We start from the raw sequence: 14,839 nt of genomic DNA on the forward strand, positions 1-14,839 counted from the left end.
CGAAGGACTTCGCCATGAGCATCGAGAGAGAAATCCATCTGGGCCTGTTTTTGCAAGGCGCCGGTCATCACGTGTCCGGCTGGCGGCATCCGCATGCCGAGGCAGGCAGCGAGAATTTCGACCTTTTGCGCCGCGTGTCGCAGATCGCTGAAAAGGCGAAGTTTGACATGGTCTTCCTGGCCGACGGCCTGACCAGCGGCATCGACGCACATCCCTCGACGATCGCTCGCTTCGAGCCGCTGACGCTGCTATCGGCGCTGGCGCTGGTGACGGACAAGATCGGGCTGGCGGCGACATCATCGACGACCTATGGCGAGCCCTATCATACCGCCCGCGCTTTCTCCTCGATCGACCACCTGAGCCATGGCCGTGCCGCCTGGAACATCGTCACAACATCCTATGCCCGCACCGCCAACAATTTTTCGAAGGCGCATCCAGAGCATGATGAGCGTTATGCCGTCGCGGAAGAGTTCGTCGATGTGGTGCGCGGGCTGTGGGACAGTTGGGACGACGATGCCTTCGTCAAGGACAAGGAGAGCGGCGTCTATGCCGATCCGAGCAAAGTCCACGTGCTCGAACACAAGGGCAAGTATTTCTCGGTCAAGGGACCGCTCAACATCCCGCGTTCACCGCAGGGCCACCCGATCCTGATCCAGGCCGGTTCCTCCGGGCCTGGCCAGGACCTCGCCGCGCGAACAGCTGACGTCGTCTTCACCGCGCAGCAAAGCCTCGAAGAAGCACAGGCCTTCTACAAGAGCCTCAAGGAACGCGTCGCGCGTTTCGGGCGGCAGGCGGACGATGTCGCTGTCATGCCGGGCTTCCTGCCAGTAATCGGCCGCACGGCGAAGGAAGCTAAGGAAAAGTTGGCCGAACTCGACCAATGGACGGATCTCAAGAGCGCCATGCCGCTGCTCGAAGAACGTATTGGCCACAGTCTCGCCGATTGCGATCCCGATGGCCCATTGCCGGACTTGCCGATCTCCGACCAGCTGCGCAGCCGCGCCGAACTCCTGACGGCGCTTGCCCGACGCGAGAACCTGACCATCCGCCAGCTGGCCCTGCGCGTTGCCGCCGGTCGTGGCCACCACATCGTGCTCGGCACGCCGGTGGAGATTGCCGACCGCATGCAGCAGTGGTTTGAAGGGCGCGCCGCCGACGGCTTCAACGTCATGCCGCCCTTCTTCCCGGAGGGGCTGGAGGACTTTACACAGCTGGTGGTGCCGATCCTGCGGGAACGTGGTCTGTTCCGCACCGAATACAGTGGCTCGACGCTACGTGACCACCTCGGACTCCTCAGGCCTGCCTTGCTTTCATTCTAGCTGCGAACTTGCCGTAGGATTGGTCTTCATCCGACCATTCTTAATTCACATTCCGTCTAATTTAAAGTCTAGAGGCGGCCAATTTAAATTTTCATGTCCAATACCACTGAAGGTCTGCGTGGCGCGGGGCTGGTCATATATGGCCTTCCCTGTTGATGAACCTGAGAAGACTACCAGCATCAAGGCCGCTGGCTGATCGAAGCCTGCTTAGGTCTCCAGAAACACAAAAGGCACCATTCGCGAGCGACCTTTCTTGGTACCGGCCAAAGCAAGCGAGGTCAGCTAGCGCCTTGGGCCGTGCCCCTTGGCTTGATTGTCCTCTCGTGTTCCACCGCGGCTGCTCAATCTCGATCAAGATGATCCACCGCGAATTCGCTCAAGAGTGCAACGATCTGCACTTCAACCCCCGGTAGCGCGTCTCTCTCCTGCGGTGTCAAGACGGCAAGATGTAGTTCAACCCATTCTTTGTTTAGAAATGCTGCTTGAAGATTGTCATCGTCATTGTGGACGGCGGCGAGATTTGCTCGAATAGCCATTCGTCTCAACTTGCCTGAAAGCGACTGATCTTGGCGCGCTCGAATTTCGGCTTCTTCTAACATTGATCGCTTCTGGCCGACGTTCTAGCGCCGCGTAGATAAGTCGAGATCGCCGTCATGACCGGAACCAATCTAGCCGCCAGGCAGGCAATGCTGCTCGGCGCGATGCTCGCCGGACAAGGCTTTGCGAACTCGCCAGCCTTGCCATGCGCCTGAGGGACGTCGGAATTCCAAAGGACGGTCTGCGCCTGCTGGCGGACAATATAGGACGCTATGTTGAAACCCTTTTGATCGTCCGGATAGAGGCATGTTACGACGCTGACGTATCACGTGTCGAAGAACCCTTAGCAAACAACGATCTTTCCCTTCGAACTGCTGCGGTGAGTAAGTCGACAGTCTTGCGAATTCGGGCATGACGCCGAAGGTCTTCATGAACCGACAGCCAGTAGCTGCGGCGCAAGAGGAACGACGGCTGCAGGACCGGGACAAGCAGGTGTTTTCCTGCAGCCAGATAGGCCGGCAGAACGCCCATTGCCATGCCGCTTTCAATCATGGCGCATTGGGCAATGATGCTCGTACTCGTGAACCGCATCGCCGGCTTCAGATCCGCAATGTCGAGATAGGCAAGCTCCCTCGTGTGGAGAAGCCCCGCGATGTAGCCGCAGAGCGTGTGGCCGGTCAGATCGTCCAGCGTCTGGGGAAAGCCGTTTCGCCCGAGATAGTCACGGGTGGCGTAAAAGCCCAACTCATAATCGGTCAGCTTGCGTGTCGCCAGGCTGCCTTCTTCCGGGCGATCGAGTGAAATAGCGATGTCGGCTTCCCGCGAAGAAAGCGAATAAGTCTGAGGCAGAGCAACAAGCTCGATGTCAAGGTTCGGATAGTCTTGCATGATGGCTGCAATGCGTCCGCCGAGGTAACCTACGCCGAGCCCCTCCGGTGCACCGATCCGCACGCGGCCCGTCATGCCTTTTGTCGTCTCGGCACCGAGCCCGCCGATCTCCTGGAGGACGATCGATTCCAGCTTGGCCGCCGATCGTCTGAGATCTTCGCCGGCAGACGTGATGCGCAATCGCCGCCCGGCCCGTTCGAATAGCTGAACCCCAAGGCTCTCCTCGAGCTTGGCGAGACGGCGGCTGATAGTTGAGTGGTCAAGCGCCAGGGCCTTTGCCGCATCGATAACCCGGCCAGTTCGAGCAATGTGCAGAAATACCCTGATATTGTCCCAATCCATTTTTCCAGAACTCCTTTTTGCACATGGTATGTGCTTCTCCGCGCCTTGTCTTCAGCGGCGTCGCCGATAAACCGGTTTGGATATCGATCGTAAGGCGGAGAAAAGCGATGGAGGGGGATTATGATTACATTGTCGTGGGGGCAGGGACGGCAGGGTGTATCCTTGCGAACAGGCTGTCTGAAAGCCCCAGAAACCGCGTGCTGCTCCTTGAGGCCGGCAGCAAGGACAACTGGATCTGGTTTCATATCCCCGTCGGTTATCTTTTCACCATCGGCAATCCCCGCTCCGACTGGATGTTCAAGACGGAGGCCGAAGCCGGCCTGAACGGCCGCTCGTTGTCCTACCCGCGCGGCAAAGTCATCGGCGGCTCCTCCGCGATCAACGCAATGATCGCCATGCGTGGTCAGGCGGCGGACTATGATGGATGGGCGAGCCTTGGTCTTGCGGGCTGGGGCTGGCAGGACGTTCTGCCCCATTTCCGGCAGATGGAAGATCATTTTATGGGGGAAAGCGCGCATCACGGCATAGGCGGCGGCTGGCGCGTCGAGGCCCCGCGTCTCTCATGGCCGATCCTCGACGCCGTTCGGGAGGCTGCAGCGGAACTCGGCGTCGCAAAGATCACGGATTTCAATACGGGTGACAATGAAGGATCCGGCTATTTTCACGTCAATCAGAAACGTGGTCGTCGGTGGTCTTCGGCAAGGGGTTTTCTGAAGCCGGTCTTAGCGCGGGCGAACCTGCGGCTTGAAACAGGTGTTCTGGTGGACAGGCTGGTCATCGAAGACGGGCGGGCAACGGGTGTGCGCTATATCCGCGACGGCGTCTTAAGAACGGCGACGGCAAGAGGTGAAGTTGTGCTGAGTGCCGGCGCCATCGGCTCCGTCCAGCTATTGCACCGGTCCGGCATCGGGCCGGCTGAATGGCTTTCTGCCGCGGGCATAGAACCGGCTCTCGCGCGGCCCGGCGTCGGGCGCAATCTCCAGGATCATCTGCAGCAACGCGCCGTCTACAGGATCAGCGGCGCCCGTACGCTTAATGAAACCTATCACTCGCTTCTGCGCCGTGGCCTGATGGGGATCGACTATGCCCTGCGTCGCCGTGGACCGCTAACCATGGCGCCGTCCCAACTCGGTCTGTTCATGCGCTCTGATCGGTCGCACGATCGCGCCAACATCCAGTTTCACGTCCAGCCCCTGTCTTTGGACAGGTTCGGCGAACCGTTGCATCGTTTTCCCGCGATCACCGTCAGCGCCTGCAATCTGAGGCCAACGTCGCGCGGCGAGGTGCGGCTGCGCTCAGCCGATCCCCACGCACCGCCGCTCATCGCCCCGCACTATCTGACGACAGCGGAAGACAGGCGGGTGGCAGCGGACGCTATCCGCGCGACGCGGCGGCTGATGGCACAGCCCGCGCTGAGACCGTACCGGCCGGAGGAAGTTCTGCCGGGCATTGCCGTCGGCGACGATGAAGCATCGCTTGCGAAGGCCGCCGGCGATATCGGCACCACCATCTTCCATCCGGTCGGGACTGCGAAGATGGGTCGCGCGGACGATCCGCTGTCCGTCGTCGATGCACGCCTGCGCCTCCACGGGATAGCGGGTCTTCGCGTGATCGATGCGTCGATCATGCCGACGATCACCTCCGGCAATACCAATACGCCGACGGCGATGATCGCGATGAAAGGTGCTGCGATGGTCCTTGAGGATGCACGCCGATAACCATGCACAGCCTTTCGTTCCGCTATTGTCACCGCACACGGAAACTGACATGATGGATCGGCAGGCTTCAATGAGCCGCTGATATTCCATGAGCAGGGTAGCTCTCGACCGGAAACGGGCGGGAGCTTTTTTATTTTTTGGTGGGCGATGATGCATTCAGAAAACTGGCGGGTCGGTGTGCTGTTCTCCGAAACGGGTGTGACCGGAGCCGTGGAAAAAACCCAAAAGGCCGCGACCGTGCTGGCGATCGATGAGATCAACGCGGCGGGCGGCGTGCTCGGCCGGGCGATCGAACCCATCGCCTACGATCCGCAATCGACGCCCAATCTCTACAAGGAACTTGCAGTCAAGCTTTGCGACGAAGACCGGGTCCGGGTCGTTTTCGGTTGCCATATGTCGAGCACCCGCAAAGCTGTTCTGCCCGTCATCGAGGCCCGTGATGCACTGCTGTTCTACCCGACGCTCTACGAGGGGTTCGAATACTCCCGTCACTGCATCTATACAGGTGCTGCCCCCAACCAGAACTCCGTCCAGCTCGTCGACTTCCTGACCGAGCACTATGGAAAGCGGGTTTTCCTTGTGGGATCGAACTACGTCTATCCTTATGAATCCAACCGGACGATCAGCGACCTGTTTCTTCAGCTGGGTGGACAGGTCCTGGACGAGATGTATGTTCCCCTGAACCTCAAAACCGAGGACGTTGCCAAGATCATCCGGCACATTCGCGCGGCACAGCCGGATGTCATCTATTCGACGATTGTCGGCGACGGTATCATTCCCTTCTACACGGCGTTCAAGGAGGCCGGATTCGATGCGGCGAAAATGCCGATCGCGAGCCAGTCGACCAGCGAGGCGGACGTGATCCGTATGCGACCGGAGGTGGCCGAGGGTCATATCACCGCAGCCCCCTTCTTCGCCTCTCTGGATACACCCCGCGCCCGCGCCTTCGTCTCGGCTTACCAACAGCGATACGGCCTGCAGATGCTGCCAACCGCGCCGGCCGAAGCGGCTTATTTCCAGGTTTATCTCTATGCGGCTGCTTTGCAGCGCGCCGGTGGCGACGGGCTTGAGCAGCTTCTGCCGGCTCTCTATGATGTCGAGTACGATGCCCCGCAGGGTGCGGTGAAGATAGACCGGATGACAAACCACACGCATCTGTGGCCAAGGGTGGCAAGGGTGAATCCACAGGGCGACTACGACATCGTCTATGATCCGTCGCTCCGGGTGGCGCCAGACCCGTTCATGCGAGAATATCGCCCAGACTTGACGCAGACTTTCCCACATCGTGTTCAGGTTTGAGAGGGAGCGACGATGTCTTTCGCTCTTCTCAGAGATTTGCGGGATCTCAAGGTTCTGGTCATCCATCCCTGGACATCCGAAGGAGAGTTTCTCGTCGATCACCTGCGCCGTATCGGTTGTACGGTCAGTTGCCTCTGGCCGGTGCCGGCCGAGTTGCCGCACGGCACGGATGTCGTCTTCCTTGCCATGGAAGATGAGGCGCGACCGGAAATCGAACGCCTGCTGAAGTCTTTCCCCAATCCTGCGCCGACCATGCTTGCCATCGTCGGTTACGAAAACCCCTCGACCTTGCAGATCGTCCTGGAAAGTGGGGCGCTCGCCATTGTCGAGAGACCGATCAAACCGTTCGGCCTGCTGACCAATCTCGCCATCGCCCGCAACCTCTGGCTGGAGCGCCAAAAGCTGGTAAAGGAAGCACGCAAATACAAGCGCAAGGTACTGGGAGACCAGAAACTTGCCCGGGCCAAAGCCATTCTGATGGCCAATCGCGGCACAAGCGAGAATGAGGCGTATCGCGAAATGCGCGACCAGGCGATGGCTCGGCGCGTGCCGATCGATGAAATCGCCAATTCCATTATCAACGCCGAACAGCTCTTGCGCCCGTCCCAAAAACATGATTAGTTTTTCACGTGTTTCCAACAAAACACCTCCGGCACATCCCTTCGTTTGACGAAGCCATGTGCCGCTGTTGCACGCGGCGCAGCCGTGATGCGGTGATGGCAAGGGTGCCCGCAGGCTGTGACAGGCTTGGCGGGTTTTTTGTTGTCTGCTGACAGTGACGTCAGTTCTCTACTCATTTCCGGCATGAAAGCCTTGCCGTTCGGCGGGCCGTGCCGCCGTGCGCGCCAATCAAAAAAGGGGAACCAAGATGGTGTTCAACAGACGAGAATTTCTGAAAACCGCAGCGACCGCTTCCGCCGCACTCGCCCTGCCGGCTCTGGGCAGCCGCGCCTTCGCAGCCGATGCCATCAAGGTCGGCGCGCTCTACTCGCAGACGGGCGGGCTTTCCGTTGCGGAAAAGCTTCTGGCAAACGGCGTCATGATGGCCGTGGCCGAAATCAACGCGGCCGGCGGCGTTCTCGGTCGCCCCGTCGAGGTGGTCGTCGAAGACGGGGCTTCCGATCCGAAGACCTTCAGCGAGAAGGCTTCGAAACTGATCCTCAAGGACAAGATTTCGACCGTGTTCGGCTGCCACACATCGGCCAGCCGCAAGGCCGTGCTGCCGATCTTCGAGCGACGCGGCGCGATGCTGTTCTACCAGACGCATTACGAAGGCTTCGAGTGCTCGCGCAACGTCGTCTATTCCGGCGCCGTTCCGAACCAGCAGCTCTCCAACTACATTCCCTGGATCGTCGAGAAACTGGGCAAGAAGAAATTCTTCATCGTCGGCTCGAACTATGTCTATCCGCGCGAAATGGCCAAGGTTTCCAAGAAGCTGATCGAGGCGGCCGGCGCCGAGTGGGTGGCGGATGAATATCTGGAACTCGGCCATTCGGAATGGGCCGTCATGGTCAGCAAGATCAAGGAGTCGGGCGCCGACGTGGTCCTGTCCAACGTGGTCGGCGACTCCATCATCGCCTTCTACCGAGAGTTCAAGAACCAAGGGCTCTCGCAGGAGGTTCTGCCGATCTGCGCGACGGTCACCTCCGAAATCGAAATCGCGGCGATGGGGGCCGAATATGCGGCCGGAAGCTACACTTCCTTCCCCTATTTCATGTCGATCGACACGCCGGCGAACAAGAGCTTCATCGACCGCTTCAGGACCTTCGTCAACGATCCGAAAGCCGTCACCTACCATTCGCTCGAAGCCGCCTATTTCCAGGTCTTTCTGTGGAAGCAGGCCGTCGAAAAATCCGGCGATCTGTCCGCGGACGCGATCAGGGCCGGCATTCGCGGCCAAACCTACGAAGCGCCCGGCGGCAAGGTGACCACCGATCCCGACAACCTGCATTGCTGGCTGACGCCGCGCATCGGGCAATGGCAGGCGGACGGCCAGAGCAAGGTGGTCGATGCCTATCCGGCGCCGATCAAGCCGCTGCCCTATTCGGCCTATGGCGAGACGGAGAACAATCTGTTTTGCACCAGCAACGGTCTCGACGCCGCAAAGCTCAAGGGCTGACCCCTCCCCGCGTCGTCCCGCCATCCATGGGTGGCGGGATCATGTCTCGAAGGCAGGGGCCCCTCTTCCTCCGCAAACTGTCATCCCGCCGTCAGGATGGGTAAGGCGCAGGAGAGTTCGGCCCGTCCTTCTCACGAACGGTGGCGCTATGCTCGACATTCTGTTTATCGGCCTCAGTCTCGGCTCGATCCTTCTTTTGGTGGCGCTCGGCCTTGCCATCACCTACGGCGCCATGGGCGTCATCAACATGGCCCATGGAGAGATGGTCATGATCGGCGCCTATGTCGCCGTCCTGTCGGGCATCTGGCTGAAGGCAAGCCTTCTGCTTGCGATCCCGCTGGCCTTCGTCGTGACGGCCCTGCTCGGTCTGCTGATCGAGCGGGTGGTCGTGCGGCGGCTTTATGGCCGTCTGCTGGACACGCTTCTCGCCACATGGGGGATCGCCATCCTCCTGCAACAGGCCGTGCGGCTCGAATTCGGCCTCTCCTTTTTCGGCATTCATGTCGAAGGTCTTGGGGCCGGCCTGCAGAACGTCGCGGTGCCTGCCTACCTGCAGGGCACGTTCAGGCTCGCCGGCGCCGACATCAACGCCTACCGCACCTTCATCATCGCGGTTACCGCCGCGCTGACACTGGCGACATGGTTCATTCTCTACCGGACGGCGGCCGGCATGCAGGTTCGCGCCATCATCCGGAACCCGAATATGGCGGCAGCCTGCGGAATCGACGTGAAACGCGTCAACGCCATGACCTTCGCTTTCGGTTCCGGCCTTGCCGGCGTTGCCGGCGTCATGATGTCCGGCTTCAAGACCGTCTTTCCCGACATGGGCACGACGATGGTCGTCGACGGATTCATGGTCGTCGTCACCGGCGGGGTCGGCAGCCTTTTCGGCACCATCCTGTCATCAGGGCTGCTCGGCGAAATCAATGCGCTGGTCGCCATCGGTACGAACGACATCCTGGCACGTGCCGTCGTGTTCGGCGTCGTCATTCTCGTCATTCTCGTCAAGCCCAGCGGGCTGTTCTCGTTCAAGGGGCGCTGACATGAGCATCGAACGGAAATTCCAGATCGCCGCCTATGTGCTTTTCATCGCGGTGATCTTCGCCGCCCCCGTTTTCGGCGACGAATTCTGGCTGAACCGCATTTCGAAATACCTGGTCTACGGCATGCTGGGCGTCGCCATCGCGCTAACATGGGGATATGCCGGTATTCTCAATCTCGGCCAGGGACTGTTTTTCGGTCTCGGCGCATACATGCTGGCCATGTCGCTGAAGCTGTCGAGCCTGACCAGTCTCCAACAGGGCTCCGACAAGCCGGTTCCTGATTTCATGCTCTGGAATGCCGAGCCCGGCGCGCCGACGGAGCTTTGCTGCATCAACAAGGGCTCCTTTATCTGGCTTCCGTTTCAAAGCCAGTCGGTGGGTCTCGTGCTCGGCATCGTGCTTCCGGTGGCGATTGCCGGGGCACTCGGCATGCTGGTTTTCCGCAAGCGCATTTCCGGCGTTTTCGTCTCGATCATCACACTGGCGCTCGTTCTGCTCGTTCGTCTCGTCATGGTCGATGCGCAACCGGTGACGAACGGCTTCAATGGCTTGACGGATCTTGGCTGGCTGACCATCGGCGGCATCGAATTCGATCCCTACAGCCGGGCGACCTATTATCTGTGTGCCGCATGCCTGTCGCTGACACTCATCGGTGCCCGCCTTATCGTGGAAACCCGTGCGGGCATGATCCTGCAGGCGATCCGCGACGATCATGTGCGCGCCCGCTATCTCGGCTTCGATGTCTCGCTCTACCAGGTGTTTTTCTTCGTGATTTCGGCGGGGATCGCCGGCGTTGCCGGCATGCTCTACGTGGTCGTCGCGGAGTTTGCGTCTCCGACGTTCATGGACCTGTCCTTCTCGGTGACGATGGTGGTCTGGGCTGCCGTCGGCGGCCGCTCCTCCCTGCTTGGCGCCTGCATCGGCGCGATCCTGATCAACATGATCGAGACGGAGGTCAGCGAGACCGAAGCGCTGGTCGAGGCATGGAAGGCGATCATCGGTCTCATCTTCGTGCTGGTCGTTCTGTTCATGCCGCGCGGCCTTGGCGGCCTTGCACATGATGTGCTGCGGCAGTTTATCCGCCGGCTCAAGCCCGGCACTGCACCTTCACCGTTGCAGCAACAAAGCGAGGCATTGTGATATGAGTGCGATCGCATTGACCATCGACGGTCTCAGCGTCGATTTCGGCGGCTTCCGCGCCGTCAACAATGTCAGCATCACCATCGTCGATGGCGAGCTGCGTGTGCTGCTTGGCGCAAACGGCGCGGGTAAGACGACCTTGATGGATCTGGTCAGCGGCAAGACGCGCAGCACGCAGGGCAAGGTCTTCGTCTACGACACCGACATCACCAACTGGCCCGAACACCGCATCGCGCGCGCCGGCATAGGCCGGAAATTCCAGATCCCCAGCGTCTTTCGCGACCTTACCGTGCGACAGAATCTGGAGGTCGCCAATTGCCGCAACCCTTCAGTGCTCGCCAATCTTCGCTTCGGCTTTTCACGAGCGGAGGCAAGGCGTGTCGACGACGTCCTTGCCCTCATCGGCCTCGATGCCGAGCACGACGTGATGGCCGCCTATTTGAGCCACGGCCAGACGCAGTGGCTGGAGCTCGGCATGCTCATCGTTCAGGATCCCAAAGTGGTTCTGCTCGACGAGCCGACAGCCGGGATGACCCAGGCGGAAACCCGCAAGACGGCAGAGATCATCAACAATCTCAAAGGTCGCCATACCATTCTCGTCGTCGAACACGACATGGGGTTCGTCCGCGAAATCGCCGAGCGCATCACGGTTCTCCATCTCGGAGAGGTTCTGGCGGAGGGAAGCGTCGAAGATATCGAACGCAATCCGAAGGTTCGCGAAGCCTATCTCGGTTCGAAAGGAATATCCTAAATGCTGTCATTGAAAGACGTGCACAGCTATTACGGCCGCAGCCATATCCTGCACGGCATCACGCTCGACATTCCGGCCGGCAAGGTGACGAGCATTCTCGGCCGCAACGGCACTGGCAAGACGACACTGTTGAAAACGCTGATGGCACTGACCGACCGCATGACGGGCGAGATGCGTCTGCAGGGAAGAGACATGGCCGCATCCCCAACGCATGAAAGGGCAAGGGCCGGTATTGCCTACGTCCCTCAGGGCAGGGAGATCATTCCCGATTTTACCATCCGCGAGAACATCCTGATGGGTGCCTTTGCCCGCACCGATGGCAAACGCGAGATTCCTGCGCTGGTGCCAGAGCTTTTTCCCTACCTGATGGCCAATCTCGATCGGCCGGGCGGCGTACTTTCGGGCGGCCAGCAGCAGCAGCTCGCCATCGCCCGCGCGCTGGCCGCAGATCCGAAAGTGCTGCTTCTCGATGAACCCAACGAAGGCATCCAACCCTCCATCGTCGAGGAGATCGAAAAGATCATCATCCGGCTCAATCGCGAGATCGGCATGACGATCATCCTCGTCGAGCAGAGCGTCGCATTTGCTCGGCACGCGTCTCACCAGTTCGCAATGCTGGAGAAGGGAGGCGTGGTCGCGGCCGGCGCCATCGACACTCTCTCCGACGCGCTTGTTCACCGGCATATGGCTGTCTGAAACAGACCGATATCCTTTCATAGAGACAATGGGAACAACCATGACATCGACACAAAGCTATACCGCGGCCACCATCCAGTTCGAACCGACCATGTTCGAAAAGGCGCGCAATATCAGCCGGCTGGCAGCCCTTTGCGAAGAGGCAGCGGAGGCAGGCGCACGCCTGATCGTCACGCCCGAAATGGGCACGACCGGCTATTGCTGGTTCGACAGGGCCGAGGTGAAACCTTTCGTCGAGACTATCCCAGGAGCGACCACCGATGTTTTCCAGGCCGTTGCCAGAAAACACCGCTGCTATATCGTCGTCGGCATGCCGGAAGTCGATCCGGCGAGCGATCTCTATTACAATACCGCCGTCCTCATCGGTCCCGACGGCGTCGTTGGCCGGCATCGCAAATCGCATCCCTATATCGCGGAGCCGAAATGGGCTGCCAACGGCGACATCGTCCACGAGGTGTTCGAAACGGAGATCGGGCGGATATCGATGCTGGTCTGCATGGATCTGCACTTCTTCGAGACAGCGCGCCTGGAGGCAATGGCGGGTGCCGACATCATCTGCCATATCTCCAACTGGCTGCAGGAGCGCACGCCGGCACCCTATTGGATCAACCGCGCCTTCGAAAACGCCTGCTACGTCATTGAAAGCAATCGTTGGGGACTGGAGAGAACCGTGCAGTTTTCTGGTGGAAGCTGCCTGATCGAGCCCGACGGTACGGTCGCCGCATCCATCGATACGGGCGACGGGATTGCCTATGGCACGATCGATCTTGCCCGCGCCCGCCGCCGCGAGGTCTTGTTCGAACCGGTCTTCAAGTCCCGCCGGCCCGAGCTCTACATGAACATGATGACCAACAGCTTCACCTGGAATCCGGGGGATTACTTCCGTCTCTATGGCTACCAGCCGATCCCGCGCGGACGCGCATCCCGCGCCGCCGTCGCCCAGTTCGCCCCCACCTCCGTCGTCGCCGACAATCTCGCCCGCATCGCCGATCTGGCAGCCGAGGCGAAGGCAACGACAGCACCGGATATTCTGGTGTTCCCGGAACTGTCGCTGACCGGACTGGAGGCCCCGCATGGCCGGGCGGAACCGCTCTCGGGCCCGACGGTGTCGGCCTTCGTTCGTCTGGCGATGAAGCTCGGCTTCTATCTTGTCGCCGGATTTGCCGAAGAGGACGGGGGCAAGGTTTACAACAGCGCTGTTCTCGCTGGCCCCGAGGGGCTCGTGGGCAGCTATCGCAAGACGCATCTCGGCATTGCCGACAGCTGGGCGACGGCCGGCGACGAATGGAAAATCTACGATCTTGCCATCGGCCGCGTCGGCCTGGCGATCGGCCATGACGCGCTCTATCCGGAAGCCATCCGTTCGCTCGCGCTGATGGGATGCGACGTGGTCGCTTGCCCATCAGCGATAGCCGGCACTTTCACCGGCAGCCACAACGGCACGAAAATTCCGCATAACTATCCGATCCCCAAGGGCGCCGATCCCTATCACTGGCATGCGTTGCGCGTGCGCGGTGGCGAAAACAACCTCTATTTCGCCTTCGCCAATGTGCTGGATGCGGCGCGGGGATACCTGGGCAAGAGTGCGGTATTCGGGCCGGATTCCTTTGCCTTTCCGCGTCAGGAATCGGCAATCCTGGACGAGGACGGGATTGCGGCGGCAGCCGTCGACACAACCAATCTCGACACGCCGTATCCGACGAACATCGTCCGGCGAAAGGATCTTGTCGTCATGCGCCAGCCGCATCACTATCGGCCGCTCATCAAATGGCATCAGTGAGAGACCGGCAAGATGTCCACATTCACATTCGCGACCGTCCCGCAGATCATCGCGGGACCGGGTTGCATCGCCAGGCTTTCGGAGCTGACGAAAACGCGACTCGGGCCGCGCGTCATGGTGATTTCGGACGAAGGGGTCGTCAAGGCGGGGCTCGTTCAGCCGGCCGTGGCAAGCCTTGCGGACGGCGGCTCTGAAGTATCGATCTTCACCGGCGTTGTCGCCGATCCTCCGGAAGCCATCATTCATGCGGCTGTGGCGCAGGCGATCGATTTCGGCGCCACGGGTGTACTTGGCATTGGCGGCGGCTCGTCGCTCGATGTGGCAAAGCTGGTGGCCCTTCTCTGCAAAAGCGGCGAAGCGCTCGATGATATCTATGGAGTAGGCAAAGTAAGCGGGCAGCGCTTGCCGCTGGTGCTTGTGCCGACAACGGCAGGCACCGGCTCCGAAGTCACGCCGATTTCCATTGTCACTACGGGTGCGCACGAGAAAAAAGGCGTCGTATCGCCGGTGCTACTGCCGGATGCGGCGCTTCTCGACGCGGAGTTGACCCTCGGCCTTCCTCCAGCCGTGACGGCCGCAACGGGGATCGACGCCATGGTGCACGCCATCGAGGCTTTTACCTCCGCGAGTACGAACAACAATCCGGTTTCCCGTGCCCTTGCCAAGGAGGCGCTTCGGCTTCTCGGGGCGAATATCGAGATCGCCGTGATGAAAGGAACCGATCTCGCCGCCCGACAGGCGATGCTGCTCGGCGCCATGTTGGCCGGTCAGGCCTTTGCCAATTCGCCGGTCGCTGCCGTCCATGCTCTCGCCTACCCGATCGGTGGCCGCTATCACGTTCCGCATGGCCTTTCCAACAGTCTGGTCCTTCCGCATGTGCTGCGCTTCAACGCGATCGCGTGCGGTGATGCCTATGCGGAACTGGCGCCGTGCCTTTTTCCTCACCTTGAGCCCACCGGTCTGGCTGAGCGGCTTTCCGGTTTCATCGAAGGATTGGCAATACTGCCTGTGCGCCTCAACCTGCCCGTACGCCTGAGGGATGTCGGAATTCCGAAGGATGGGCTGCCACTGATTGCGGAAAGTGCCATGGAACAGACCCGCTTGCTGGTCAACAATCCGCGCACGGTGTCGCTGTCGGATGCCGCGAGGATCTACGAACTCGCTTGGTAAAAAGCTGCCTAGTGTCAGGATCGCGCCAACCGAGGCG

At 60.4% G+C, this 14,839-nt stretch carries 13 protein-coding genes; 11 read left to right on the forward strand and 2 right to left on the reverse strand.

Features of this window, described 5'->3' with window-relative positions; translation table 11 throughout:
• Window positions 1-14 precede the first annotated feature (14 nt).
• Complete coding sequence (locus tag BA011_RS28865; RefSeq protein ID WP_065283343.1) at window positions 15-1,319, forward strand: LLM class flavin-dependent oxidoreductase; 1,305 nt, start codon at window positions 15-17, stop codon at window positions 1,317-1,319.
• 341 nt (window positions 1,320-1,660) lie between these two features.
• On the opposite strand, the gene BA011_RS28870 is transcribed toward BA011_RS28865, so the two are convergent.
• Entirely contained in the window at window positions 1,661-1,918 is a 258-nt protein-coding gene (locus BA011_RS28870) for a hypothetical protein (protein WP_151343613.1), read from the reverse strand.
• 247 nt (window positions 1,919-2,165) lie between these two features.
• Complete coding sequence (locus BA011_RS28875; protein ID WP_065283345.1) at window positions 2,166-3,086, reverse strand: LysR family transcriptional regulator; 921 nt, start codon at window positions 3,084-3,086, stop codon at window positions 2,166-2,168.
• A 107-nt stretch (window positions 3,087-3,193) separates the two neighbouring features.
• Between BA011_RS28875 and BA011_RS28880 the strand changes: the two genes are divergently transcribed.
• From BA011_RS28880 to BA011_RS28925, 10 genes are all read left to right on the forward strand, one after another.
• The gene (locus tag BA011_RS28880) at window positions 3,194-4,804 is read left to right on the forward strand and encodes a GMC family oxidoreductase (protein ID WP_065283346.1); all 1,611 of its coding nucleotides are present in this window, start codon (window positions 3,194-3,196) and stop codon (window positions 4,802-4,804) included.
• Between the two features lie 147 nt (window positions 4,805-4,951).
• Complete coding sequence (locus BA011_RS28885; protein ID WP_065283347.1) at window positions 4,952-6,103, forward strand: transporter substrate-binding domain-containing protein; 1,152 nt, start codon at window positions 4,952-4,954, stop codon at window positions 6,101-6,103.
• 12 nt (window positions 6,104-6,115) lie between these two features.
• A complete protein-coding gene (locus BA011_RS28890; protein ID WP_065283348.1) occupies window positions 6,116-6,724 on the forward strand; it encodes an ANTAR domain-containing response regulator in 609 nt (202 codons plus the stop codon).
• 247 nt (window positions 6,725-6,971) lie between these two features.
• Window positions 6,972-8,222, forward strand: a complete 1,251-nt coding sequence (locus BA011_RS28895; RefSeq protein ID WP_065283349.1) for a transporter substrate-binding domain-containing protein — start codon at window positions 6,972-6,974, stop codon at window positions 8,220-8,222.
• Between the two features lie 148 nt (window positions 8,223-8,370).
• Window positions 8,371-9,264, forward strand: coding sequence for an urea ABC transporter permease subunit UrtB (gene urtB / locus BA011_RS28900; RefSeq protein WP_029874484.1), 894 nt, complete (start codon window positions 8,371-8,373; stop codon window positions 9,262-9,264).
• A 1-nt stretch (window position 9,265) separates the two neighbouring features.
• Window positions 9,266-10,405 (forward strand): urea ABC transporter permease subunit UrtC, encoded by a 1,140-nt coding sequence (gene urtC / locus BA011_RS28905; protein WP_065283350.1) that lies wholly within the window; start codon window positions 9,266-9,268, stop codon window positions 10,403-10,405.
• 1 nt (window position 10,406) lies between these two features.
• Window positions 10,407-11,156 (forward strand): urea ABC transporter ATP-binding protein UrtD, encoded by a 750-nt coding sequence (gene urtD / locus BA011_RS28910; protein ID WP_065283351.1) that lies wholly within the window; start codon window positions 10,407-10,409, stop codon window positions 11,154-11,156.
• Complete coding sequence (urtE, locus tag BA011_RS28915; protein ID WP_065283352.1) at window positions 11,157-11,852, forward strand: urea ABC transporter ATP-binding subunit UrtE; 696 nt, start codon at window positions 11,157-11,159, stop codon at window positions 11,850-11,852.
• Window positions 11,853-11,880: 28 nt separating this feature from the next.
• Window positions 11,881-13,632 (forward strand): nitrilase-related carbon-nitrogen hydrolase, encoded by a 1,752-nt coding sequence (locus BA011_RS28920; protein WP_065283353.1) that lies wholly within the window; start codon window positions 11,881-11,883, stop codon window positions 13,630-13,632.
• A gap of 12 nt (window positions 13,633-13,644) precedes the next feature.
• Window positions 13,645-14,802, forward strand: a complete 1,158-nt coding sequence (locus tag BA011_RS28925; RefSeq protein ID WP_065283354.1) for an iron-containing alcohol dehydrogenase — start codon at window positions 13,645-13,647, stop codon at window positions 14,800-14,802.
• The last annotated feature ends 37 nt before the right edge of the window (window positions 14,803-14,839 follow it).

This window comes from Rhizobium leguminosarum (genome assembly GCF_001679785.1).
GTDB lineage: Bacteria > Pseudomonadota > Alphaproteobacteria > Rhizobiales > Rhizobiaceae > Rhizobium > Rhizobium leguminosarum_R.

Bases quoted from the DNA above. Each gene is read 5' to 3' on its own strand.
- BA011_RS28865 (WP_065283343.1), top strand. From the start codon at position 15: ATGAGCATCGAGAGAGAAATCCATCTGGGCCTGTTTTTGCAAGGCGCC.
- BA011_RS28870 (WP_151343613.1), bottom strand. From the start codon at position 1,918: ATGTTAGAAGAAGCCGAAATTCGAGCGCGCCAAGATCAGTCGCTTTCA.
- BA011_RS28875 (WP_065283345.1), bottom strand. From the start codon at position 3,086: ATGGATTGGGACAATATCAGGGTATTTCTGCACATTGCTCGAACTGGC.
- BA011_RS28880 (WP_065283346.1), top strand. From the start codon at position 3,194: ATGGAGGGGGATTATGATTACATTGTCGTGGGGGCAGGGACGGCAGGG.
- BA011_RS28885 (WP_065283347.1), top strand. From the start codon at position 4,952: ATGATGCATTCAGAAAACTGGCGGGTCGGTGTGCTGTTCTCCGAAACG.
- BA011_RS28890 (WP_065283348.1), top strand. From the start codon at position 6,116: ATGTCTTTCGCTCTTCTCAGAGATTTGCGGGATCTCAAGGTTCTGGTC.
- BA011_RS28895 (WP_065283349.1), top strand. From the start codon at position 6,972: ATGGTGTTCAACAGACGAGAATTTCTGAAAACCGCAGCGACCGCTTCC.
- urtB (WP_029874484.1), top strand. From the start codon at position 8,371: ATGCTCGACATTCTGTTTATCGGCCTCAGTCTCGGCTCGATCCTTCTT.
- urtC (WP_065283350.1), top strand. From the start codon at position 9,266: ATGAGCATCGAACGGAAATTCCAGATCGCCGCCTATGTGCTTTTCATC.
- urtD (WP_065283351.1), top strand. From the start codon at position 10,407: ATGAGTGCGATCGCATTGACCATCGACGGTCTCAGCGTCGATTTCGGC.
- urtE (WP_065283352.1), top strand. From the start codon at position 11,157: ATGCTGTCATTGAAAGACGTGCACAGCTATTACGGCCGCAGCCATATC.
- BA011_RS28920 (WP_065283353.1), top strand. From the start codon at position 11,881: ATGGGAACAACCATGACATCGACACAAAGCTATACCGCGGCCACCATC.
- BA011_RS28925 (WP_065283354.1), top strand. From the start codon at position 13,645: ATGTCCACATTCACATTCGCGACCGTCCCGCAGATCATCGCGGGACCG.